Genomic DNA, 24,576 nt, shown 5'->3' with positions numbered 1-24,576 from the left:
TGATTGAGGTATGCTACCCGATCAATATCATACTGATAGGCCAGAAACTTCTCATGGGCCGACCGCATGGAAGCCGATGGCTTGTCAGATCCGAAGCGGCATCAGAGAAGCGCGCGAGCAATTCTCTATCTTGCCGGGATGAGAGCGAACAATCATCGGATTGCGACACAGGGAGCGGGCGGGCGTAGCCCATGTGCAGAACGTCACGGATTACGAGCGAGTAGGAGCCGGATTGGCACCAATTGGCGCAAGTGATTCCGAGACCACTGCAATTCGGACGCTCTGAAGGTCCTGCTGCCCGCATGCGATTGGATCGTCCTCTGTCACCAGCAGGAAGGAAACCTGGACAAGGCAAAGCCTGCGGAAATGTGCTTAGGCTTACGGGAATGAGTGCTGGGCTATTCCGACTATGAGCGTAATGCAGCAGGGTTCGGCGAAAGCGACGAAGGGGCATGCCGCGGGAGCGGCGTGGCTGGGTTTCTACTATCAGGCGTTCTACGCCCTGCTCCTGCTTCTGCAGCAGAAGGCCGATGACGCCGCCGTCGCGGTCGAGCAACTGGACGACGTCGAGCTCAAAATTGACGGCCATACCCTCCTACACCAGCTCAAGCACTCGATAGCCGAGACGCCCGCGCCGCTGTCGCTAAAGTCCGTGGCCTTATGGAAGACTCTCAAAGTCTGGATCGACATCCTCCCGAACATCACGCTCGCTGAAACCTCCCTCCATCTGGTGACCGTGGCGCCCTTGGCGAAGGACAACGGGCTAGAGGTCCTGCTCACGACGGGCTCGGACCGTGCCGCGTTGCTCGCCGCCTTGGCCGCAGAGGCGACCCGTGTCATGACCGAGCGTCTGCAGGCAGTCACGGCAAAGGCCGCGGCTCCGCACGCCGACCGGGCGGCAGGGTGCGAGGCGTTTCTGGCGTTGAGCGACGCGACCCGCGCTAACCTGTTGCGAAGCGTCATCCTCAAGCCGGACAGCCTTACTCTTCCGGAAATCGAGCAGGCGGTGGCCGCCGAGCTTAACCTGCTATCGCCAGCCGATAGGCCCGCGGTCGCCGTCCGCCTGATCCAGTGGTGGGATCGGGAGATCGTCTATTCCCTGTGTGGCCAGCGCGACGCGGTGATTTCGCGCGCCGAGCTGCAGCAGAAGTTCAGCGCTGTCGTGGCGGAGATCGAGCAGGAGGTACTGACTACGGATTTCGAACTGTCGACGCCGCCCGCCGTTTACCAGCCGGACGGCATGCTCGCGCGCCAGATTCATCTCGTGAACGGGCAGGACGCGGATTTGACGCGGGCGATCCGGGAGGAGTGGAAGGCGCGCGAACAGCGGGGCAAGTGGACCAACGGCAACCCGGCCATGGCGACGACGATCGGCGAGTACGATCGGTTGCTTCAACTCGAATGGTCTGATCATCATGCCCAGATGTGCGGCGACTGCGTCGGCCTGGAGGCTCCGGAACGGGCTGCGGCGGGCCTCAAGATCCTCCGGTGGTCACATCATCAGGCGCCCAACACCATTCGCCCGATCACCAAGGGCTGGGATGCGTCCTACTACGTGCGGGGCAGCTACCAAGTGCTTGCGATCGATTTGAAGGTCGGCTGGCACGCGGACTTCGAAGCTTTGCTCGGAGGCGAGGGATGACGGTCGCGCACGACGTCTATTCGGAGACCAACCCCGCCTTCTGCGCCTTCGTCCTGGCCGCCTTCGTCGATGCCTACGCAGTGACCAAGGGACGCGGTCCGGACCTTGCGACGGCTTACGTTGCCTTGCCGATCGCCCTGTCCGGAGACCTTGGATCGAGCTTCGAGGGAACAAACAAGAAGACCGGGCTCGCCATGTGGCTGCAACGGCGGCCCGAGGTGCAGATCGGCCTAGCCGACCGGGTGAACAAGACCCTGGAGATCGTCACCGAGGCGGTGCGATTCAGCGCCTTCATCGAGGTCGTGACCGTCGAAGCCGACGGTCGCCTCAGGATCGGACCCGAAAAGCTTAAGGCGAGCGCGGCCAAGGCGCTGACCGATCAACCGGCGCAGGCGCTGAAGCGCGCCGAGCGGCTTGGCTACTGGTTCGCCGACGCGGGATCGACCCGTGCGGTTTTCGACACGATGGGACTGACGGTATGATTCGCTGGAACATCGCCACGATCTTTTTCCTGAGCGTGTCTGGCGAACGTCGCGATGTCACCCTGACGCCCGATGCGATGAATATCATTACCGGCGCGTCCGGCACCGGTAAGTCGACGCTGATCAAAGCCATCGACTATTGCCTCGGCTCGAGCAAATGCGAGCTTCCGGCCCATGTCCGCAGGCGGGTGGTGGCCGTGGGCGTCAAATGGGTCGCCGGGCAGGATGAGATGATCATCGCCCGGATCGTCCCGCCCGTCGGTCAGGACACCAGCGGCTACATGTACGTCCAGTCGGGCCGGAACCTGTCGCTGCCCGATCAGGTAGAGGATCTCGACGGCGCCACCAATGTAGAGGCTGCCAAGGCCTTCATCGAGCGCGCGTTCGGCATCGGCGACCTTGGCATCGCCGACGACGGTCTGCCAGGTGCGAGAGGGCGGGCCACGATCCGGCACGTGACGCCATACCTCTTCGTGACGAAGGAAGTTATCTACAGCGAGACGGTGCTACTGCATGGTCTCGAACAGGCGGCGAAGGCCCGGGATATCGTGGGCTCGATGCCCTACTTCTTGGGCGTGCAGGATGAGGCCGGGGCGCTCGCCGAGCGCCGTCTGCGCCAATTGCAGAGGGCGCTAGAGAAGGGCGAGGCCCGTGAGCGACATCGCGCCGCCGTCGATACCGCACTGAAGCAGCGCGCGCTCAGCCTTCTGGTCGAGGCGAACCGGTTCGGCCTTACGACGGCACCCCCGGCGGACGCCGGCGAGGCAGCCCTGCTAACGCAGGTCCGGGAAGTGGCAGAAACGCGGCTCGCCGCGAACGCCTATCCGAGTGAGGGGGAGATCGGTGCGCTGCATACCCGACGACGCGGCATTCTCGACGATCTCGCCGGGACGCGCCGTCGCATGGCGGCGGCCCGAGCGGCGATCCGGGACGCTTCGGGGTTCGAGGGCACCGTGACGCGTCAACGCGAGAAGCTGATGCTGGCGGAGCACCTTCACCTGGATGGCGTCGCCGGTGTCTGTCCCGTCTGTGAAGCGCCGTCGGAAAAAGGGCGCGAAACAGCGAAAGCCCTAGCGGCGACTCTAACGACGGTTCGCGCAGAGAGCGCCGCTGTGGAACGGGTTCGGCCTCGTCTGGTCGAACATGGCGAAGAGGTTGATGCGCGGCTCCGCGCTCTGAACGCTGAGCTCCGGGAAGTGGATGGCCAAATCGAGACCTGGCTAAGACAGACCGAGGAGACGCGACAACTCGCCAATCTTGGACAACAACGGGCCCATCTGCTCGGACGTGTGTCGTTCTTCTTAGAGTCCAGCGGCGACCACGACAAGCAACCCTCCACCAATCTCGACAGCCTGAGAGCGGAGATTCAGGAGCTCGAAGCGCGCGTGAATCGTGAGGCTCGCGAGATTAAGCTGAAGCGCGCCGAAGCGAAGGTGTCGAAGTTCGCCTCCGAGACCTTCAAGGTTCTTCCGACGGTCGCGCCCTGTATCGGGTCGGACCTCGACTTCTCGAGCCGTGTGCCCGAGGTCGTGGTGATCGAGGACGCCAGCGACGCTGTCCTGAGAATGCCGGACGTCGGGTCAGACCAGAACTATCTCGCCGTCCATATCGCCCTCTCTTTTGCGCTGCAGCGCTATTTCGAGCTTGTGAAGGCACCCGTACCGGGACTGCTCGTCCTCGACCAGGTCAGCCGACCTTATTTTCCGACAAGGGGAGACGACGATGAGACCGAGATTTCCGGTAAGACCGAGGACGAGGATGTGCGGGCCATGCGCCAGCACATCGATTTCCTGTTCACGGAAACCGCTAGGCGATCCGGCCTTCAGGTTCTCCTGATTGAGCACGCCTTCTTCGCGGATGACCCCCGCTATGTCGCTGCGACACGCGAGAGATGGACGCGGGAATCGGGGAACGCTCTCATCCCGCTGGATTGGCCCACGCGCCCGGACATCTAGGGTTCGGTATCGGCAAATAAGTATCGCATCTCTGTCGCAGGTTTGGGCGACCTGCGCGCATCGAAGGAAGTTTAGGCGTCTGGGCGGTGATAGTAGTTATAGCTGATGGCAGCCGGATGCACAGAGCAAGGGGTCGTCATCTGACTGCATGCGGATCGCCGACCGGAATATCCAGTCAGCGCGATTTGGCCAATGGCGCACAGCGGCGATGACAACTGACTTGGTTGGGTCGGATGCGGAGCGTCTGCTTCTGGGCAGGGAGCCAACTTCTGCTTCTGGTGCACAGCAGCAATGATGAATGGCTTGGTTGAACGGCTTTCACACAGACCGCTTACAAAGCGCGGAATAATGAAGGCTGACGTTCGCGCTAGCGGAAACGATTGGCAGCTTTGTGGCCAGCTAACGCGCGATAGGTCCACGTTTTTTCTATAGCGGCATTCCTTATTACCGGCCTATCCATCTCGTTGCATCAAGAAGGCGACGGCCTCGTTCACGGCATCGGGCAAAACGGTCATATGCGTTCGTCCGGAAATCAACCGGAACTGGCTTGTTAATTCAGGGATCTGACTTAGACGGTCTGCCATGGCACGGGTAAGCTCGACCGTACGCGCCGACTTCAAGCGGTCGAGGCGCGCCTCGCGATCGGGCGCCTCGCGCTGAAACGGGGCGAGTTCCTCCTCGAAAGCCCCCGCGAGGAGAAGCGTGCGGGCGCGGACGGGGGGACCGGTTTCGAGGCGCTCGATGCTCTTCAGCAAGACGAGATCCTCCCAATAGATGGATGGGCTCGCCGCGACCCAGTGCGAGAACAGTGTGGGCATATGGGCCAGAGCGTAGAGGACGAAGAGCCCGCCGAAGGAATGTCCGAACAAGCCCTGCCGTGACGGGTCGATTTGGCAGCGCTGCGCGATCACGGGCTTGAGGTCGTCGACGACGAAACGCAGGAACCCCTCGGCGCCCCCCGTTCTCAGCACCGGCCCGTCGGGCCTGGACGTCGGGTAGGACCGGCCCGGCGGAGGCGTGTAATCCCAGGAACGGCGCCGGCTGTCATAGGCCTCGTCGCCAGGATATCCGATTCCCACGATGACGAATCGAGACCCGATCCCCGTCGCATCCGGGTAAGGGGCCTGCACCCGCTCGATATCGATCGCGGTGGCCGTCACCGCGTTGCCGTCCAGGAGATACAAGGCGGGCCAGCCTGCGGCCGGAGGCTCGCTGGGCGGGATGTAAAGCGTGATCCGCCATGGGGCCTGCCCTTTGTCGCCCGCGAGATCGAAGCTGACCGCACCGGCGAGCCGTGCCGGCTCGTCCGGGCCGGCGGCGGCCGTCACCGAACGCTGCTCAAGCATCAGCGGGGCTGCTGCCAGGAGGCCCGCAAGGGCACGGCGCGAAATGAGCGTCGTCACCGGACATGGTCCGGGAAAGCCTCGATCGTCATGCGCACGGGTCCTGAAACGGCGTCACGGAAGCTTACGTCACCACCGGTAGATCAGGCTTCCGATGACAGTGGCCGGTGCGCCCCGATAGCAGAAACCGGCTTGGCAGGTGAAGTAGTCGCGGTCGAGGACGTTGTTGGCATTCACCTGGGCGCGGAAGCCCTTGTACTTGGGATCGAGGGCGGCGAAGTCGTAGGCGAGCAGCGCGTCGAACAGCGTCACGGTCGGGTTACGGACCGTGTTCTCGTCATTGGCGAAGCTGTTGGCGTTGAAGCGGAGGCCTCCTCCGAGCGTCAGTCCGCGCAAAGCCGAGCCCGGCGGGAGCAGGTAGGTCAGGAAGCCGGTGAACGTATCTCCCGGAATGCCGGAGAGGGCGTTGCCGTCCAGGGACTGGCCCGCGAATGAGGTCTGGCTGAGATAGCGCAGGTCGAGATGGGTGTAGGCGAGGGTCAGGTTGGTGCCGGGCGCGAAATTGGCGATCGCCTCCATCTCGAAGCCTCGCGACTCGACGGCGCCCGTCGCCACCTGGAAGGCGACGTTGTTCGGGTCCGTGCGCAGCACGCTGCTCTGGACGATGTCGAAGCCGGCAAATCCCGCCTGGATGTTCGTGCCCGGAATCAGGTACTTGATGCCCGCCTCGATCTGATCGCCGGTCGCCGGCTTGAAGGCGCGCCCGGCGACATCGACGCCCGGCTGCGGCGCGAAGGTGGTCGCGTAGCTGGCGTAGGGCACCAGCCCGGGGGCCAGGAGATAGTTGAGGCCGACGCGGCCGGTGAGGGCCTGATCGTTCTGCTCGGTCGCGGCGGCGGCTGTGGTCGTGTTCTGGGACACCCAGTCGTAGCGGCCGGTGAGGGTGAGCACGAAGCGGTCGAACTTGGCCTGCTCCTGCAGGTACAGCCCGACCTGATCCTGGCTCTGCGCGGTGCGGGGCCCCAGCACCGGCGCCAGGATCGGCTGCTGACCGTAATTGCGCGTGACGAGGTTGAGATCGGGGGCCGCGCCGAAGCCGAAGCGGTAGTTGAAGTCAGAATGCGCGTAGTCGAGCCCCGCCACCAGCGTGTGCTGGACCGGCCCGGTGGTGATATGTGCCTCGATCTGGTTGTCGAGGGTGAACTGGCTGAGGAACTGCCGGGAATATCCGGTCGACCGGCTCGCGCTCAGGCCGTCCGGGCTGAGCATGGCGATCGACGCGTAGCGATAGTCGTTGCTGATGTCGTAGAAGCGGAAGTTCTGCCGGAAGACCAGATCCGGATCGAAGCGGTGCTCGAACGCGTAGCCGACGCGGCCCTGCTGCTGCTTGAAATCGTTGAAGGCCGGATCGCCCGAATAGATGCGGGTCGGTCGCAGGTTCTGGTTGAAGAACGTCGTCGAGCCCGGAAGCTTGGTTTCCTGGTACTCGCTCAGGAACGTGAAGGTCGTGTCGGCCGAGGGCTTCCAGGTAAAGGACGGCGCGATGTAGCCCCGATCATCGGAGCCCCCGGGAATGAAGGTGTCGGACTGCCGCTTGATGCCCGTGACGCGGTAGGCGAGCGTGCCACCCGTGCCTTCGACCGGACCGCCGATATCGAAATTGCCCTGGTAGCGGTCGTAGTTACCGACCTGCAGCTGGACCTCGCCGAAGGGTGTGAAGACCGGCCGCTTCGTGGTGACATCGAGGATGCCGCCGGGCGAGCCGAGGCCGTAGAGTCCGGAGGCCGGTCCGCGCAGGATCGTGGCCGCTTCGATACCGTAGGGCTCGATGCGGGGCACCGTCAGACCCGACGCCACCTGGCGCAGGCCGTCGCGAAAGATGCCGTCATAGGTCAGACTGAAGCCGCGCACGAAGAACGAATCGAAGCGCGGATCGAAGCCGAAGACGTTCGAGGAGACGCCGGCCACGTAGCCGATGGCTTCGTTGAGGGTCTGGACGTTGCGGTCGTTGAGCGCCTCGCGGGTGAGCACCGTGACCGATTGGGGCGTCTCGAGCAGCGGCGTGTTGGTCTTGGTCGCCGTGGGGCTGATGCGGGCGGTGTAGCCGGTGATGCCGGAAGGTCCGCCGCCGCCGCCGCTGGTCGCCGCCGTACCACCATCCCCACCGCTGAGATTGGCTCCGCCCCCCAGAACGGGCGCAGGTGCCGTCCCCTCGACCGTCAATTGGTTGAGCTGCACGCTCACTTCCTGTGCCGTCACAGGTCCCGTGAGGGCGGTCGTGGCAAGGAGCAGAGCGAAGAGCGGGGGGCGATGGGACATGGGTCACGCTGGTAGGCGCCTCAAGCGGCGCAGCAACAGTTCCATCGCTGTTGTTGCGTTGTGAGGCAAGGCGAAAACGTGATAGAAATCACACACTTAGAGCGCTTCAAATCTGAAGTAATTCTAAGTTGATGCATGACTGCGATGGGAAGAGCGCTTTCACAACGTCTTCGATTTCACCTCAGCGAATGATCGAATGTCCGCCTCTGAACGGTGGGGCAACTGGCTTCAACGGCGTAGTCGTGTCGGATGCGGAACGTCTGCTTTTGGGCAGGCGGCGAACTTCCGCTTATGGCGCAAACCCGAAGCTCCCGAGCTTCCTTCGTCAGCAGGTTGGGCCATACAAGCAACAGCTCAGTTTGGAGGGTCGGCGACTGCATGCGGCGGTCCGCCACACCAAGAATCAGCACTGCCCTGTAAATTTCAGGCGGGCCAACGTGAATCCCCTCTGTCGGCTTTTCCGATCCGAAGAGGACACCCGCAATGCCTTCCACATTCGCCCGCGCGGCGACTTCCCGCTGGGCCAAATCCGCTCGCTGCCGTCCGTTCATAATCGGTTTGGCAGCCATCGCGTCTCTACTCGCGTCGAACGCTTACGCAGATCTCAGACTGGAAGGCCGCTTCCAGGGACGTGGCGATGGCCGCCTCGAAGTCCAGGTGCATGCCCTCGACACCGAGGGAGAAAGCGGCGCGTATCTGGTGATCGCCGATACAGCGATCCCGAACCAATGCACGGGCGAAGTTCGTGGCACCGCCAGGAAGCTGGATGCGAGCACCCTTCGCTTACGGGCGAAGACGGACGATCCCAACGAATTCTGCGAGATCACGCTTCGCTACAACGGTGATCGCAGCCGCGTGCTGGTCACGTCGGAAAATTGCGACCACTTCCACGGACCGTCCTGCGACTTCGGGGGCGCCCTCAAACGGCGCTGAACGGGTGGCGGTGGGGTCAAACCTCCTCGACACCATCGGGCCAGGATCGCCCAGCAGCACGCCTCTCACTCCGCCACAGGAATTGCATCTCCCATGAAGCGTACGATGATTGTGCTTGCCCTTGCCATGCTGTCAGGCGAGGCAGCACAAGCCAACCCACCCGTAGACGACGTGAACGCGGGGCATTGCCTCGAGCTAAAGGTCAACGGGCAAGCCGCCCCCTGCAACAACGACCTCCGGCTCGTCGACGACGGCAAGGGCGAGGTCACGTTCGTTACCGGCTACGGTGACGGCAAGACCGGCGCGAAGATGGTCGTCGCCTTCACGACGGCGCAGACGCCCGACATGGAGAACGCCTACGGCTACGCCCTACGCGTGAACTCACTGACCCTGATGCCAGTCGGCGCACCGGACACCCAAAGGCATTGGCCCGCCACCGGGCTGTGTTTCATGGTCAAACCGAACCCGGTGCGGGCGGGCACGACGGCGATCAAACAAGACATCGTCGTTATGTGCTCAGCGAGCCTGAGCGAGACGGCGGCGCGGGTACGACGGATCGATTGGAAGTTCATCCTTTGAAGGGAGCGGCGACCTATGACTAGCCCACTCGACCAACCGACCGACAGGCCGACGCCGTCGGTTACGACTACCCCGCCACCGAGCGTCGGCATCTTCTGGGGCCTACGCGGGGGCGATGGCCCCTGGGAACTGGTGCATGCCGGGCTCCCGCTGTCAGAGGCGGAGTCCTATGGCGACTGCCTGACCTATCCCGGCGCGCACTACGACGTTTGGGAAGGCTGGCGCCGCTTGCGTCCCGCTGGCCTCCGCAAACGGGGCCTGCCGACGATGATTGCATCCTACGAGTACGAGCATTTCCCTCGCGGCCGCATCGTCTACGAGACAGTTCCGCACCGCTTCGTCCTGTATGCGGACCGGCGGCTACAGCGGCCCGAGATCATCGAACAATTGCGGCGGGCGTTCGGTCTCGTCGATGCCAATGTATTCGTGCGCAGCGACTTACATTACCGAACAATTCCGTAGCCGTTGATCCTGGTGGCCCAATGGGGCCTCACCACGTACGTTGGTGGGCAACAGATCCTTCTCCCTCTATCCGCAAGCATTTCGGGCCCTTTCCGAAAGAGGAGTGTCTCCCACTGGTCGGATTTTCACCTAACTCGCATCAGCCGGCCGCCGACGCTCGAGTGAACAGTTCTGTCACGGTCCCACACAGATGCGAATGATTCAGCCGGCCCGCTTGATCTTAAAGGAGTCGATGTACTCCTTCGGCTTGGCCGGATCGAAGGTCTTACCCATCACTACGAAGGTCTTAGTGGTGGTCTCGGGCGGAGTCAGACCGGCCTGCTTCATCAGCTTGGCGGCATCGGTCGCACGGTAGACCTGCTGCGCCACCGCCTTGTAATCGACATCGCCCTTGATCTGACCCCAGCGCTTCATCTGCGTCATGGTCCAGACCGCGAAGCTCTCGTATGGGAAGGGATCGAAGGCGACGCGCTTCGGATCCTTCTTCACGCCGCCGAGCCCATCCGCGTAGGTACCGGTGAGGACCTGCTCGATAACGGTCTGAGGCTGGTTCAGGTAATTCGCCGGCGCGATGGCGGCGGCGATGTCCTTGCGGTTCTCGGGCTTGGACGCGTGCGCCGTCGCTTCCATGATGGCCCGCAGCAACGCCGCCGTCGTGTTCGGCATCTGTTCGATCGTGTCCTGCGCGATCGAAAAGGCGCAGCAGGGATGCCCGTCCCAGATCTCCTTCGACAGGATATGGATGAAGCCGACGCCATCGTAGACCGCGCGCTGGACCACGTTGTCGGGTGCCAGGAACCCGTCGATATTGTCGGCGCGCAGGTTGGCGACCATGTCGGGCGGCGGCACCGAACGCAGCTGCACATCCGCGTCGGGATCGATGCCGTGCTCGGCCAGATAGTAGCGCAGCAGGTAATTGTGGTTCGAGTAGTCGAACGGAATGGCGAACTTCATGCCTTTCCAGTTTTTCGGGTCGCGGTTGTCCCTGTGCTTCATCGCCAGGCAGATCGCCTGGCCGTTGACGTTCTCGATGGCCGGCACCGCGAAGGGCACCGCGGCCGAGCCGAGCCCCAGGCTGATCGCGATGGGCATCGGCGCCAGCATGTGGGCGGCGTCGTATTCCTTGTTCAGGGTCTTGTCGCGGATCACCGCCCAGCCGGCGGTCTTGACCACATCGACGTTCAAGCCCTGCTTCTCGTAGAAGCCCATGGGCTTTGCCATGATGATCGGCGTGGCGCAAGTGATCGGGATGAAGCCGACCTTGAGGTCGGTCTTCTCCGGCTTGCCGGCATTCGCGAAGGCCTCGGCCACGAACCGCGTCGGCAGGAACTGGCTGATCGCCGCCGCGGCGGTCGCTGCGCCGACGCTCCGGAGGAAGGCGCGGCGCTCGGCTTCCCGCGGGAATACGGCACGCATCATCGACGCCTCGACGATCCGCCGGACAGCGGCGTCGCCCGTCGGGAGCGCCGCCTCGTGCTCGGCCTGGCTCGTATGCACCCCGCAGCTGCAGCCATGGCGGCTCATGCGGGGTCGTGAACCGGAATACTTATCGAACAGGGCCATCGCGGACTCCGGTGATGATCGTCTAGGAAAGTGGCAGCAAGAACTGAGCCGGCAGGTCTGTTTCCGGAGAGCGGCCGAAGGCCAGTACTCGTTCGGATCTCAGGCCGGATCGCCTTCATTCGCAGCGTCGGCCGATGGCGAACACCCTCGTTGCGCTTGGATCTACCGCATCAGCATCACCAGCCCCGCGCCTCCGATGATGGCGGCCAGCACCGTGTCCAGCGCGCCCTTGCGGGCGATACAGGCGGAGCGAAGACGAAGGCCGATGAGGCCGCCTCCCGCTCCCCCGGCCACGAAAGCCAGGACGAGGGCCCAATCCACGAGATGGGACAGCGCGTAGCTCAGCCCGGTCGTCACCCCGAAGGCCGTGATGACCACGAGGGAACAGCCGACGGCACTCACCAGCGGCATCCCGGTGGCGGCGACGAGTCCGGGGACGATGAGGAAGCCGCCGCCGATGCCGAAGAAGCCCGACAGCAGGCCCGTGGCGCTCCCGTAGCCGACGAGTTTGGGCACACTCTCCCGGGCGACCTCCATCGGCGCGGTGGCCGGTGCGAACCGTCGCTTGAACATCAGGCCCGCCGCCGCGAGCATCACCAGAGCGAATAGGAACTGCAGGCGGTGACCGTCGAACTGCCTGCTCAGATCCGCGCCCAGCAACGCGGCGACGATGCCGGCCGCCCCGAACAATCCCGCCGCGCGCCACGGGACCCAGGCGACCCGAAGATGGCCGACGAGGTTGACGAGAGAACAGGCGGCGACCGCGAAGGCGCCCGTTCCCACCGCCACGTGGGTGTTGCGCAACCCCACCACGTGGATGAGCATCGGAAGGGCGAGGATGGAGCCGCCGCCGCCGACCAGCCCGAGGAGGAGCCCGACCAGCGAGCCGGAACTCGCGCCGAGAGCGTATTGCACGGGTTCGAGCGTCAACACCCGCTCCCCTCGATCGGCCGGATCGGGCGCTGCGGGAAGACCCGCGCCGGGGGCGGTTCGGGCGTTTCGGGCCTGGTCATGACCGGACCGTCGTCAGCGGGATCTTGAGGTAGCGCGTGCCGTTGGCCTCCGGTTGCGGCAGGCGTCCGCCGCGCATGTTCACCTGGATCGACGGCATGATCAGCCGTGGCGCCTTCAGGGTGCGGTCACGCGCGGTGCGCATCGCGACGAAATCGTCCTCCGCCATTCCGTCGCGGACGTGGACGTTCTCGGCCCGCTGAGTGGCCACCGTCGTCTCGTAGATGAACTCGTCCCGGCCGGGCGCCTTGTAGTCGTGGCACAGGAACAGGCGCGTAATGTCTGGAAGCGCCAGCAGCCTTCGGGTCGAGCGGAACAGCTGCCGGGCGTCGCCGCCGGGGAAATCCGCACGGGCCGTGCCGTAATCCGGCATGAACAGGGTGTCGCCGACGAAGGCCGCGTCCCCGATCACGTAGGCGAGGTCGGCGGATGTATGACCCGGTACGTGGAGCACAAGGGCCTCGATCCCGCCGACCGCGAAACGGTCGCCGTCATCGAACAGGCGGTCGAACTCCGCGCCGGCGCGGGCGAACTCGGTGCCGGCGTTGAAGAGCTTCCCGAACTCGTCCTGGACCTGGACGATGCCACGGCCGATCGCGAGCCGTCCGCCGAGCTGCTCCTGAAGGTACGGGGCGGCCGAGAGGTGGTCGGCATGGACGTGGGTCTCGAGGATCCACTCCACCGTCAGGCCCTGCGCGCGCACATAGGCGACGACCCGGTTCGCCGCCTCGTAGGACAACGTCCCGGATGCCGGGTCGAAGTCGAGGACACTGTCGATCACCGCCGCGGAACGACTTTGAGGATCGTGGACGATGAAGGTCGCGGTGTTCGTCGGCTCGTCGAAAAAGCCTTGCACGACAGGTCGGGGAACAGCGCCCGAGAGGGTCGCCGCCACCTGTTCGTGCGCCTGCGAGAGAACGGGATCGGGTGCGGGAACGGCGCTCTTCATCGGCAACTCCTCAGGCTGCGAGCCAGGCGGTGATGCCGCCGTCGTGCCGCTGCTCCATCGCGAGGCGGCGTTCGGTGTCCTCGACGACGTGCCAGGGGGCGCCCGGAACCGGAATGCCGTGGAGCTCGACCGGCGCGGAGCGCGTCTTCAGGCGGATGACGGGCGCGGCGTGCGCGTAGCCCGGATGCGCCCGGCCGACGATGGCATGCGCGATCGCCTCGGCTTGCCGTGCGACCGGCTCGATGTAGCGGCAGGGCTGGCCGTCGATGCTGATGCAGTCGCCGAGCGCGAAGATGTCGGGTCGGCTCGTCCGCAGCGTCGACCGATCGACGACGATTCCGCGCTCGAAGGCGAGGCCGGCTCCGCGGACGAGCCGCGAGGGCGTGGCGAGGCCCGTCGCCGCGACCACGGTGGCGGCGTCCAGGACCCCGCCGTCCGAGAGGGCGAGCGTGACATGGCCGTCCGGCCCGCGGCTCAGGCCGGTCACCAGGGTGCCGGCACGGTAGCGTACGCCCAGGCGCTCCAGGCCCGCCAGGAGGCGAAGACCGGCCATCGCGGGCAGGAGTTCGGGCAGCGGAAGCGTCCCGGCGCCGATGAGCGTGACGCCATGACCGGCCCGCGTGAGATCCTCGGCGAGCTCGCAGCCGACCATGCCGGCGCCGATCACCGCCACGGTGCGAGGACCACGCCCGAGTTCGGCATGCAGGGCCGACCATGCCGCGAGGTCGTTGACGCGCCAGCACAGCGTGGGGTCGAGGCATGCCGGCAACGCCGCCCTGGCGCCGTGGGCGAGAACGAGCTGCGTGTAGGCCAGGGTGCCACGGGTCGTCCGCAGCCGATGCCGATCCGGCGAGAGGCCCACCGCCACCGTGTCGGGCATGAGATGCAGGCCGAGACGGGCCGCCGCGGTCGCGCCGCTCTCCCGGCGCAGATTGTCCGGTGACATACCGCGTCCCAGCGCGACCGAGAGTTCCGGCTTGTGGTAGACGTCGCCGCTGCAGGCCGTCACCAGGGTGATCGGAACCTCTGCATCCTCGGCGCGGATCGCCTCGGCGACGCTCCAGCCCGCCACACCGGCCCCGACGATCACCACGCCCGGCCGGCGCTGCCGGACGAGGGGAAGGGGCGCGGGCGCGACGGATGCCCGCCGTTGATAGGGCTCGAAATCCGATTTGGTGACGCCGCAGATCGGGCAGGCCCAATCCTCCGCAATGTCCTCGAAGCGGGTGCCGGGAGCCAGCCCGCCATCGGGATCGCCGTCGCCCTCGTCGTAGATCAGGCCGCAGGCCCGGCAGAGGAACTGTCTCCAGGGCCCGAGCCCGTCGGTCGGCGCGAGCGCGGTCATGCGCGGCCTCCCTCGCGGGTTTCGGCCGGAAGGATCTCCCGCGACAGGCGGGCCATCTCCCAGCGCAGATGCTTGATGGCGGGCGTGACGATGGCGACGAAATGCGCTTCGCGGATACGCCGTTGGGGTGCGGCCGACATCAGGTAGCCGCGTGCGCCCTGGTGGAGCAGGGCGGATTGCGAGGCGCGAAGCGCGAGCTCGGAGGTCTGCGCGCGGGCGTCGAGCACGTCGATCAGGTAGTCGTTCGAGCCGTCATAGGGGGATTCGGCGAGCGTGAGGATTCGGGCGCGGAGTTCGGCGAGTTCGGCCGCAATCTGTCCGGGGCGGTCGTCGAGGAACTGGTTGACGTGCCCGAGGGTCTCCTCGACCGCGATCATGGAATCGAGGCTTCCCTCCGCGACGCCGAGGCCCATGCCGCATTGAAGCAGGATGAAGGCGGCTCGGATGCGGCCGATGAAGGGGCGGGCGGGATCGGCGATCAGCTCGTCCTGGCCGACGAAGTACTCGTCCAGGCGCAAGCCCCAGGTGCTGGTGCCCTCCATGCCGGAGAATTGCGGACAGGGCCGCAGCTCGGCCCGGTCGCAGCGCAGCAGGAACATGATCTCGTGGCTGATCGTGTCGCCGGCGCCGACGACACCCGCGATGGCGCCGCAATACTGCCCCGGTCCGATGTGGCTGACCCATGGCAGCATGCCGTTGACCCTGTAACCGCCCGGCACGCGCCGGGCGCGCAGCAGGATCGGTTCGATACCGGCAAAGGCCTTCATCGGGTTGGAGAGGGCCGTGCCGCCGAATGTGCGACCCCCGGCATGGTCGTCGAGAATGGCCCCCGTCAGGGCGGGATTGCCTGACCGTTCCAGGTAGAGGCCGCAGACGTTCTGGCACCACATCAGGAAGCCGGTGGCACCGCAGGCACGGCTCGCCGCCTGCATGGCGGCGATGGAGAGGCCGACGCGGGTGCCGTGCCGGTCGAGGTGAACGCCGAGAGCGCCCGCGCCACCGAGCCCGCCCATGATATCGAGCGGGTAAGCTCCATGGTCGATCTGGGCCGCTGCCGCGCTCAGGGGACCGTCTGCAATGGCCGTCGTTCCGGCGAGAACGGTCTCATCCGTCCAGTCGGAAGCGGCGGGCGTGACGCGTGGCACCACCGCGATGGGGGCATCGGCCAGCCGAAGAGCGGGGGCGCTCGACATCGTGCAATCTCCTCAGAAGGGATCGGACGGGGCGGGACCGACCGGTCCCGCCTCCGGCTTCAGTCGGCCAAGGCAATGTCGAAGGGGATCGGGTTGCGCATGGAGTTGGCGACCGGCGAATAGACATTCGCGTGGCGCACGATCTCGTCGAGCTCCTCGCGCGTTGCGTCGCCTTCGATGGTCACGGCGACGCGGATCGCCTGGAAGCCCATCTCCTCCGGCTTCTTCTCGGCACCGCCCGCGCCCCAGGCAGCCGGGTTTCCGATGTCGCCCTCGATGTGGAGTTCGAGGCGCGATAGGCGCACCTGCTTCCACGTCGCGACGGCGGTGATGCCGACGGCAAGGCAGCCGCCCAGCGCCGACAGCACGATCTCGCCGGGTGCCGGGGCGGTATCCTCACCGAACAGGTGCAACGGCTCGTCGACGACGACCGGCTGGTGATTGCCGACATAGCTGAGGGTTCGATACTGGCCGTCGACGACGGTGTGGACCTTGTTGGTCCCGCGTGAACCGGGATTGGCGCGGCCCTTCTCGGCGAACTTGGCGAGGCCGTCGCGATCGATCGGACGCAGGTAGGTCGTGAGGGTCGTCGGGGCGGCGCTGGCGCTCATGGTTAGCTCCTCTTGCTGCACGTGCCCCACGCGTTCTGGGGCCGGCTTGAGGAGGGATGCGCAAGGCCGGTGCCAGGGCGGCCGTGCGCTCAATCTTTTTGAAAAGCCTTATGCGGCAGTAACTTAATGGGGGTCTCGGCTCGCTCGTCCAGATCTGCACCCCGCCGAATGTCGACACTGTGTCGACATTGTCGAACTTTGTCGGTCTGGCTCAGGGCGTGGGCTGGAGCTTCCTCCATCGGTAGGAGAACTGGCGCTCGGTGAGGCCGAGTCTCTGCGCGGCCCGGGTCTTGTTCCCCCCGGCCTGGGTGAGCGCGAGGCGCAATTGCTCGTGTCCGTGCGAGTCGGCCGACAGATAGGGGCGGATCGTCGCCATTGGCGCGACCGGGGAATCCCTTTCCATGGAGCCGGGGAAGGCAATCGACGTCCGGGCAGCGTCTCCGAGCATCGGCCGCAGGTCGTCCACATCGAGCACGCCCTCACTCGACAGCAGCACCGTTCGCTCGATGAAATTCGCGAGCTGCCGGATGTTGCCCGGCCACTGCTGGCGAGCGAGATACGCGATCGCGGCCTGTGTCAGGTTGACGTTCCGCTGGTTCTCCTGGTTCGCCCGCGTCAGGAAATGCAACACGAGATCGGGAATATCGCCCCGTCGCTCCGCGAGCGGCGGCAGCGTGATCGGGATGACGTTGAGGCGGTAGAACAGGTCTTCGCGGAAGCGGCCCTGCGCGACGTCTCCCGCGAGATCGCGGTTCGTCGCGGCCACCAGGCGCATGTCGACCCGGATCTCGCGCTTGCCCCCGAGGCGCACGACGGTGCCCTCCTGAAGGGTCCGCAACAGCTTGGTCTGGAGGAGGGCGGGCATCTCGCCGATCTCGTCGAGAAAGATGGTGCCATCGCTCGCCTGCTCGAACCAACCCGCGCGGGCCTCGACCGCGCCGGTGAACGCACCGCGCTCGTGGCCGAACAGCTCGGATTCGAAGAGGGTTTCGGGAATGGCCGCGCAATTGACCTTGATGAAGGGCTTGCCCCGCCGCGGGCTGGCGAGATGGAGCGCTCGCGCGAACAGTTCCTTGCCGGTTCCCGAATCGCCGAGCAGCAGGACGCTCGCCGTCGCGTTCGCGACCTTCTCGACCTGAGCGAGGGCGCGCAGGAGCGCTGGCGACGTGCCGATGATGCCGTAGCGAGCCCGCTTGATGCGAAGCTCACGCGCCAGCATGTCGTTGTGTTCCTCGAGCGCACGCGTCTTCTGCTCGACGCGCTCGTTCAAGGTCAGCAACTGACCGATCAACGTGGCGATGATGCGCAGGATGGTGAGATCGTCGGAGAGCGCCCTCTCACGGTGGCGAATCCGGTGACACGCGATGGCACCCACCGTTCTCTGGTCGACCCGGATCGGAAGCGCCAGGAACGAGACGGCACCTTGCGGAAGCGTGGTCCGTTCGACGGCCCGGCCAAGGAAGGTCGGGTCCTTGTCGATGTCCTGGACGATGATGAGATGGCCATCCTGGATGACGCGCCCGGTAATGCCTTCGCCCGGTGCGTACCTGCCTCGCTCGACCTCCGCGCGCGTAAGGCCATAGGAATGCGCGATACGATAGCCATCCCCGTTCGGGTCCTTCAGGACGATCCGACCGCGGTTGAGCCCGACGATCTCGGATAGGAGATGCAGCATCTCTCGTGCGACGTGGTCGAGGCGGATACCTTTGCCGATCAGGTTCATGACTTCTTGAAGAAGGAACATTTCCTGTGTGCGCCAGTGCGCGCTCGATGCAATCTTGCTCCCACGTCTATCGGTCACCTAAATGCGCCTCGCGCTTCCCATTCGAAGGTCGGCCAATTTGCAAGCTTCGTGCTAACAGATAAAGAGGACGGTCAGGAAAGAAGTGAGAAAAGGCCGCCCTGTCGGTCGCCGCAACTACAGGGGGATTGTGAGCTGTCATACCAGCGTTTTCTGCTTTCGTCTCATAGCGACGACGGACTGGCAACAATTCATCTAGCCAAGCCTTATGTCGCTTACACTCAAGTTTTTGCGAGTGGACATTCCGAAGGTCAGGAAAAGGTTGACGGACGGCTCCTGCAGCTGGAAAACATCCGCGATAAGCAATGCGGCCCCGTCTTCTCCTCCAGCGGACGATATAGCTTTGGCGCAATGTCCTGCGGAGGTAGACACACTCGCTGCAAAGCGAAGAACTATCCAATCTTAAGCTTTACGATTATACGAGCGTCGCCGAGCATGTTCGGCAGCGCCTCACCGTAAGCTTGCTACATACACCGACGCATCGGCCTACCCCTTACGCTCAACTTCTCGGGCCAGATACTCTGTCCTGCTCAACTCTTCCCCTTACATCGTGCATCGGATCAGGCTGCGGTGAGGCGTCCCTTCGACTGGATGGCTCACAATGCTTCGACGCCGTATCGCCCCTGCTAACATTGAAGGTACGATAAAGATCGTTCGTACCCTCGGCGTGGCAAACGATACGATCTGGTCGGTTCTAAAGGGACCGAATCTCTTCGCGTTACGCCCGGATTCCTTCCGGCTCCCCCTCGTCGGTATCCGCCTCTCTGCCGTGCGGGGTGATCGAGGAGCACTCATGCTTCGCCGTGCTGACCGCGCAATCGAAGAACGATGCCCTCTATGGACGACCACCATATCGCGTCAGCGATTATCGGCCACCACGGATGGAATGACCGACTCCGAACAGGAAGATGACGGGACCGGATTGGCTCTCTCGTTCGACTGGGCACCGATCCGCTCAAGATCAGGGCAGAACCAGACCGAACTGGTCTTGCGCATTCGGTATCGCCTGGAGCCGTTCTGGCTCGACGAGATGGCCCATGCGCTGCGTGATCTCGCGGACCACACGATGGACCGCCTCGTCCCCCGTACAAGGCCGCAGCAGGACGCATAACCGGCGTCGCCACATCCGGCGCACCAGCGAGACGGACAACACACCGGCGCAACGCTGCAGAGGGAGCAGGCGCAACCGTGTGTTTTCGAATGTTCGAACCCGCTATAAAAGAATTAGGGCATTCGAATACCGGATGGGATAGCGAGTACGGCACGTAGCCGTCCGGTAGGCGCCGGCATGCTACCAACCACCTACGTCCCTACATACGACCGTCGGCACTCCGGTACGGCCAGCCCCTACGCCACATACGACCTACGCGCTGCCCACGCAGCCACCACGTCGGCACGTCCCCCAGCCCACTCCGCCGACACCGATCCGGCACCCCGCTACCACCAATCCTTCGTCCGGCACGCCGCCATTGCCACTGCCGCCCATTCTCGTTCATGATCCGACCATCAACGGGAATTCTGACCTGACCGCACCGACGCGGCCGCATGTCAGGATTTCATCATGGCCGACAACGCCCTCATCCCGCTGTCCATCCCCGCCAGCGACCACACCCCTTCGTCCACCCATCTCGATATCTTCGACCCCACCGGGCTGGGACCGCTTACCATCCTGCCGATCATCCCCGAGGCCCAACGCCGAAGCCACCACGTCTTCGTCCCCGCCGATCACCGCTTCAAGGCCGCCGCCCGCTTCCTTCAAGCCCTCTGGCGCGAGGACCACGACCTACCCACCGGCCACCTCCCGGCCGGCTCAAATGGCAAGCGCCGCCGCCTCGGTTCCCGCATCAGCACAACCGCGGGCGATCAGGGCGCCAACTTACTTCATCCCGACATCGTGCCCACCGTGGCCCGCGCCCTGGCCTACCGGGAACTCGGCGCCGTCTATGACGTGGAGCGCCTCAAGACCAACCTGCTCTCGTCCCAGCCCCTGACCTTCAACCTCTTCGGCTTGCTGCAACGCGACCCCGCCCTCGCCACCCGCTTCGTCGAAGATCTGTTTCCCGGCGTCATGGCCGAAGTGACGGAGTTCATCTTCGAGCACAGTCCCGGCCGCGGCGACCCCCACTTCACGGCAGACGGCACCGCGTTCGACCTCGCGATCCGCGGCCACTCGGCCACAGGCGCACGCGTCTTCATTGGCATCGAGGTCAAGTACAGCGAGAGCGGTTACGAACCAGCGCCACGGCTGAACGACAGATACACAACCCTCGCCCCGACAACCGACCTCTTCATCGATCCAACCGCCCCGACCCTGACAACCAACCCCTGCCAGCAGCTCTTCCGCCAACACTGCCTCGCCGCCACGATCTTGGACGAAGGCCTCGCGGACTACGCCCTCCTCGCGTTCATTGCCCCCCGGCACAACCAGCTGGCCCACGCCGCGGCCACGACCTACGCCCGCCAGCTACAGTCAGCCACCACAGGACGCATCCCCTTCATCCCACTGACCCTCGAACGCGTCATTACAGCTATTGCCGCCGCCGGCCTCCCGGAACACGCAAAAAAGCTCCACCGGCGCTACACCGACTTCTGGCTGGTCGACGGCGAGCTTCATCTCGACACCGTGCCGGAGACGCTGTTCACGGCCGCCGCCGCATCAGTCCGCCGCCCACGCCGCCCGGCCACAGACACTGCCGCCTGACACCAACGGCGCCCTCGGCCGCCCCTTCAGCTGACCCCAGCACCACACACCGCGCACCGATCTCGGCCCGGGCCACCAACGGCCAGGGCCGAGACCGTACGTTCAAACCTAGCACGGACCCAGCACATGCCCGCGAGCACCACCACCACCACCGCCCACATCATCACTGACACCGACCGCACCCAACTGCTCACGAACGGGTGTACATCACAGCACGACCCGGACTTCGACCCGCCCCCGGTCACCAAGCTCTTCATGCCCGACGGTCCCGGCACCTAGCTCCTGAGCGAACTCGACCCGAACGAACCTGACCGTGCCTTCGGCCTCTGTGACACCGGCCACGGCTACCTGGAACTCGGCTACATCCTCATCAGCGAGTTGCAAGCGATCCGCAACCGCCTTCGTCTACCAATCGAGCGCGACGCCTACTTCATCGCAGACCGACCACTATTCCAACACGCCAAAGAAGCGCGGGCGGCCGCGCGCATCACCTCCTGAACAACCGCCCTTCATCAGGGCCCGCGACCCACCACTGGCGACACCTCGAACACGGCACACAACGCCACCATTAAACCAACCACCCAAGTGACCACATCTCACACTTCTCGCAAAACCAGCCCACGCTAAGTGTTTGAAACTATGGAACCCGAACCGCACGAGTTCTATCCGTATCACCTCTTCATCGCCACCGCCGACCTGTAGCTCAACCCCACGGCATCAACCGGGGGCAAAACCAATCCTTAGGCCAAGGTCTCGGCCCCCGATCATCTCAGCCCAAGCCAACTGGCCCCCCGGAAACCCGGCACGGTTCAGTGGGGATCACCCGGTTATAGTCGTACGCCGATGTGTCAGCATGGAGGGCCGGACCTCAACTTCGGCCGCAACCTGCATCTGCGGCCGTTAGCGACTTTCCAGCAGGGCCACGGCCTCGAGTTTGAACACGGAAGTGGCACCGAAGGTGCCGCGAAGCAAACTCGCATCGCGTCTTCATCATCAAACACCTTCGGCACCCGCACTAAGTGTATCAGATCTCCCCAGGAAACCGGGGGAGTACTTCCACAGTCCCCCGTGCTGGATCTAGCTTAGATTTGAGAAGAGCAATCGGCAGCTTTAAGCTGCACGCGTGATCCATGTGAGTGACTGCGGTGAAACCGTTCTATCTGGACGGCCTATCAAATACCCCTGAACGGCTTCGCAGCCGAGCTCCCTGAGAAAAGAAAGCTGCTCCACTTCCTCAACACCTTCGGCAAGTGTGGGGATACCCATGTCGCGCCCCATCTGCGTGATTGCCCTGACGACTGCCATCGAATGCTTGTCAGTCAACGCTGTCGCGACGAAGCTGCGATCGATCTTGATTCGGTCGAGCGGTAAATCACGTAGATGCGCAAATGACGAATATCCCGTTCCGAAGTCATCCATAGCAACCTTGACGCCGAGCTGGCGCAGGGCGGCCAAGGTGTGGGCAATTTGCGGTCCGTCCTCGACCAGAGCCGTTTCGGTGAGTTCGATCTCCAGCCTATGCGCTGGCAAGCCACTCTTGGCCAGGGCAGAGGTGATATGGGCCAACAGTTTTGGCGAACGAAATTGCGCCGCTGAGACGTTGACGGCGATATGGTGGTTAGAGGCCCAGGCCATCGCCTGATGGCACGCCTCTTTCAGGACCCAGCACCCAACGGGCACGATCAGTCCGGTCTCTTCAGCGAGTGGTATGAAAGTGTCTGGGGGAACAAGCCCGCGAGTCGGATGATGCCAGCGAATCAGAGCTTCGTATCCCACGATCCTGTTGTCGATCAGGGTCATGATCGGCTGGTATGCGAGATAAAACTGGTTTTCTGCCAGGGCAGTCCGGATATCGGTCTCTAGAGACCGCCGTTCGGCGATGGCTTCAATCATTCCTGGAGTATAGCGCGCCGCACGGCCCCGCCCGTGGCGCTTTGCCTCGTACAGAGCAATGTCGGCGCGCTGCATCAAGTCGGCCGGGCTCGATTTATCCTCGGTGCCACACACGCCGATGCTGCAGCCGATCACGACCGTGAGATTGTCGAATGAATACGGCTTCTCGATCTCGGCAACGATGTACTCGGCCAGCATGGAAGAAGCCTCGACACCAACGTGTGTGACAATTGCCATCTCGTCACCACCATGACGCGCCACGAATCCAATTTCCCCGACCATCTCCTGGATCCGCGCGGCCACGCTGACCAAAAGACTGTCACCGACGCCGTGGCCGTACGTATCGTTGACGGCTTTGAACCGGTCGAGGTCAATGAGCAGAAGTGTGAACGACTGCTCAGCCGCGTAGACTTGTGCCATGTGTTCGGTGAGGGAACGGCGGTTGGCCAGGCCCGTCAACGGATCACGATAGGCGAGTTGCGAGATTTCTTGCTGCGCCTGTTTTGCCAGAGTGACATCATCGAATGTCAGAACAGCACCACCCTCGACAGGCTGGCAAACAATGGACAGGATCCGGCCGTCGTCGAACAGGTGTTCGATGCGCGTTTCATCATTTCCGGCCATCCAGGTTTGATGGTTACGTAGCACGCGGGCAACCCGATCGTCGTCCCAACCGTTCGCACGTCCGGTTTGATCGAGAAACGCTGTCAGACTCATTCCCCGGGCAACATCGCCCGGCGCAAGTTTGAGCATCGTGCAGAGGCGCTCGTTGTAGAGTTCGATGACTTCGGCGGCCGATACGGTGAGAATGCCGTTCGACATATTCTGAAGCGCGGTCGCCAAAACACGACGATGCAGGGTCTCCTGCGTCTTGAAACGCTTGGCGGCAGTGAGGGCGAGGAAGGTGCCGAGCAGCAGGATCGCCGTACCGGTTGCGGTGAGGACGCTAAGAGCAACCTGAATGCCGGTCAGAAGTCCATCGACACGAGTCCCGGTCAGAACCGTTCCAGCGATGGAAATGAAATGCGTCCCACAGACTGCAACGACGATCAGGCCCCCGGTGACAAAGGGCCAGTTGCCTCGCCTAGGCAACGCACAGGCGACCCCTATGCAGGTGGCACCGATGAGGCAGGCGAAGATATTGAAACCAAGCGACTGCGTTTGACCGCATCCCTCCAATGCAGCCATGCCGGAGATATGCATGACGCCAATGCCGCCTCCCGCCGTAGCGCCCGTAACGAACCTTATCCAGGTTTTCGTACAGATTATCGATAAAGAAAATGGAACTCCGACTACTATAATGGCGGCGATTGCCGATATCACGGTCATTCCAAGTTGGTAATTCAGTATAAGGTCCGTTCTATATCCGAGCATCGCCACGAAATGCGTTGTCCAGACGCCGATCCCTGCTACAACGGCGGTACCGAGAAGCCACCATCGCCGGGCATTGGGCGTGGTCATCTCTACTTGCTCGATGAGGCGCACAAGCAGCCAAGCGCTGAAAGCGCAGATCACGACCGCAGCGAAAACGAAGCTCAGCGCTTGGCTGTCGAGCAAAGAAGCAAACACGTAAGACCTGTCATGAGATTGCGCCCAAGAAGTTTGCGCACCATCGACTAGCATCGTGTTGGATTCGTTAGTTTCCCTCGCCCACGTCCATCGCTCGGGCCTCAAAAGGCCGCGACAGTTCGTCTGCAACCAGCAGCTGAACACCGACCTTCATCGGGACCCGTGGCCCACCATACCAACGCCGCGCGCACGGCCACACAACGCCACCGGTCACCCGCCCCCCCC

General features: G+C 64.0%; 18 protein-coding genes and 1 pseudogene. 9 read left to right on the top strand and 10 right to left on the bottom strand.

All coding sequences use genetic code 11. The features are described 5' to 3' along the window. Positions 1–418: 418 nt before the first annotated feature. Genes MKK51_RS26710 through MKK51_RS26700 form a run of 3 tightly spaced genes read left to right on the top strand, consistent with a single transcriptional unit; the run spans position 419 to position 4,079 of the window. Entirely contained in the window at positions 419–1,642 is a 1,224-nt protein-coding gene (locus tag MKK51_RS26710) for an ABC-three component system protein (protein ID WP_243982890.1), read from the top strand. Then, the gene (locus tag MKK51_RS26705; RefSeq protein ID WP_243982889.1) at positions 1,639–2,124 is read left to right on the top strand and encodes a three component ABC system middle component; all 486 of its coding nucleotides are present in this window, start codon (positions 1,639–1,641) and stop codon (positions 2,122–2,124) included. The genes MKK51_RS26710 and MKK51_RS26705 overlap by 4 nt, the downstream gene beginning before the upstream one ends. After that, positions 2,121–4,079 carry a DUF3732 domain-containing protein gene (locus MKK51_RS26700; protein WP_243982886.1) on the top strand — a complete coding sequence of 653 codons (1,959 nt, stop codon included), beginning with the start codon at positions 2,121–2,123 and terminating at the stop codon, positions 4,077–4,079. The genes MKK51_RS26705 and MKK51_RS26700 overlap by 4 nt, the downstream gene beginning before the upstream one ends. Before the next feature lie 452 nt (positions 4,080–4,531). Here the strand turns inward: MKK51_RS26700 and MKK51_RS26695 are convergent, their stop codons facing one another. Next, the gene (locus MKK51_RS26695; RefSeq protein ID WP_243983078.1) at positions 4,532–5,425 is read right to left on the bottom strand and encodes an alpha/beta hydrolase-fold protein; all 894 of its coding nucleotides are present in this window, start codon (positions 5,423–5,425) and stop codon (positions 4,532–4,534) included. A gap of 126 nt (positions 5,426–5,551) precedes the next feature. Continuing rightward, entirely contained in the window at positions 5,552–7,741 is a 2,190-nt protein-coding gene (locus MKK51_RS26690; protein WP_243982885.1) for a TonB-dependent siderophore receptor, read from the bottom strand. Between the two features lie 483 nt (positions 7,742–8,224). On the opposite strand from MKK51_RS26690, the gene MKK51_RS26685 reads away from it, so the two are divergent. From MKK51_RS26685 to MKK51_RS26675, 3 genes are all read left to right on the top strand, one after another. Further along, positions 8,225–8,674: a hypothetical protein gene (locus tag MKK51_RS26685; RefSeq protein ID WP_243982884.1), complete on the top strand. Its 450-nt coding sequence runs from the start codon at positions 8,225–8,227 to the stop codon at positions 8,672–8,674. A 93-nt stretch (positions 8,675–8,767) separates the two neighbouring features. Beyond that, positions 8,768–9,253 carry a hypothetical protein gene (locus tag MKK51_RS26680; protein ID WP_243982883.1) on the top strand — a complete coding sequence of 162 codons (486 nt, stop codon included), beginning with the start codon at positions 8,768–8,770 and terminating at the stop codon, positions 9,251–9,253. A 15-nt stretch (positions 9,254–9,268) separates the two neighbouring features. After that, positions 9,269–9,715, top strand: a complete 447-nt coding sequence (locus MKK51_RS26675) for a hypothetical protein (protein WP_243982880.1) — start codon at positions 9,269–9,271, stop codon at positions 9,713–9,715. A gap of 201 nt (positions 9,716–9,916) precedes the next feature. Here MKK51_RS26675 and MKK51_RS26670 read toward each other — a convergent pair whose 3' ends face one another. The 7 genes from MKK51_RS26670 to MKK51_RS26640 all read right to left on the bottom strand — a co-directional run bounded on the left by MKK51_RS26670 (position 9,917) and on the right by MKK51_RS26640 (position 18,131). Then, positions 9,917–11,278 carry a CmpA/NrtA family ABC transporter substrate-binding protein gene (locus MKK51_RS26670; RefSeq protein ID WP_243982878.1) on the bottom strand — a complete coding sequence of 454 codons (1,362 nt, stop codon included), beginning with the start codon at positions 11,276–11,278 and terminating at the stop codon, positions 9,917–9,919. Between the two features lie 162 nt (positions 11,279–11,440). Further along, the gene (locus tag MKK51_RS26665) at positions 11,441–12,208 is read right to left on the bottom strand and encodes a sulfite exporter TauE/SafE family protein (RefSeq protein WP_243982876.1); all 768 of its coding nucleotides are present in this window, start codon (positions 12,206–12,208) and stop codon (positions 11,441–11,443) included. 79 nt (positions 12,209–12,287) lie between these two features. After that, entirely contained in the window at positions 12,288–13,238 is a 951-nt protein-coding gene (locus MKK51_RS26660) for an MBL fold metallo-hydrolase (RefSeq protein ID WP_243982874.1), read from the bottom strand. Between the two features lie 10 nt (positions 13,239–13,248). Continuing rightward, positions 13,249–14,583, bottom strand: a complete 1,335-nt coding sequence (locus MKK51_RS26655; RefSeq protein ID WP_243982872.1) for an FAD-dependent oxidoreductase — start codon at positions 14,581–14,583, stop codon at positions 13,249–13,251. Beyond that, positions 14,580–15,776: an acyl-CoA dehydrogenase family protein gene (locus MKK51_RS26650; RefSeq protein WP_243982871.1), complete on the bottom strand. Its 1,197-nt coding sequence runs from the start codon at positions 15,774–15,776 to the stop codon at positions 14,580–14,582. The genes MKK51_RS26655 and MKK51_RS26650 overlap by 4 nt, the downstream gene beginning before the upstream one ends. Positions 15,777–15,835: 59 nt before the next feature. Then, on the bottom strand, positions 15,836–16,387 hold the full coding sequence (locus MKK51_RS26645) for an OsmC family protein (protein WP_243982869.1): 552 nt from the start codon (positions 16,385–16,387) through the stop codon (positions 15,836–15,838). Between the two features lie 211 nt (positions 16,388–16,598). Beyond that, complete coding sequence (locus MKK51_RS26640; protein ID WP_243982860.1) at positions 16,599–18,131, bottom strand: sigma 54-interacting transcriptional regulator; 1,533 nt, start codon at positions 18,129–18,131, stop codon at positions 16,599–16,601. Positions 18,132–19,074: 943 nt separating this feature from the next. Between MKK51_RS26640 and MKK51_RS26635 the strand changes: the two genes are divergently transcribed. The 3 genes and pseudogenes from MKK51_RS26635 (at position 19,075) to MKK51_RS26625 (ending at position 21,387) form a co-directional block, all read left to right on the top strand. Beyond that, positions 19,075–19,299: a hypothetical protein gene (locus MKK51_RS26635; protein WP_243982858.1), complete on the top strand. Its 225-nt coding sequence runs from the start codon at positions 19,075–19,077 to the stop codon at positions 19,297–19,299. A gap of 450 nt (positions 19,300–19,749) precedes the next feature. Next, positions 19,750–20,889: a PGN_0703 family putative restriction endonuclease gene (locus tag MKK51_RS26630; protein WP_243982856.1), complete on the top strand. Its 1,140-nt coding sequence runs from the start codon at positions 19,750–19,752 to the stop codon at positions 20,887–20,889. A gap of 126 nt (positions 20,890–21,015) precedes the next feature. Further along, a pseudogene (locus MKK51_RS26625) lies at positions 21,016–21,387 on the top strand (DUF2958 domain-containing protein). 612 nt (positions 21,388–21,999) lie between these two features. On the opposite strand, the gene MKK51_RS26620 reads toward MKK51_RS26625, so the two are convergent. Then, positions 22,000–24,405 carry an EAL domain-containing protein gene (locus MKK51_RS26620; protein WP_243982854.1) on the bottom strand — a complete coding sequence of 802 codons (2,406 nt, stop codon included), beginning with the start codon at positions 24,403–24,405 and terminating at the stop codon, positions 22,000–22,002. Positions 24,406–24,576 lie beyond the last annotated feature (171 nt).

The organism is Methylobacterium sp. E-045, assembly GCF_022829685.1.
GTDB lineage: Bacteria > Pseudomonadota > Alphaproteobacteria > Rhizobiales > Beijerinckiaceae > Methylobacterium.
Note: the sequence above shows the minus strand (reverse complement) of the source record. Positions and strands in the feature narration are given on the sequence as shown.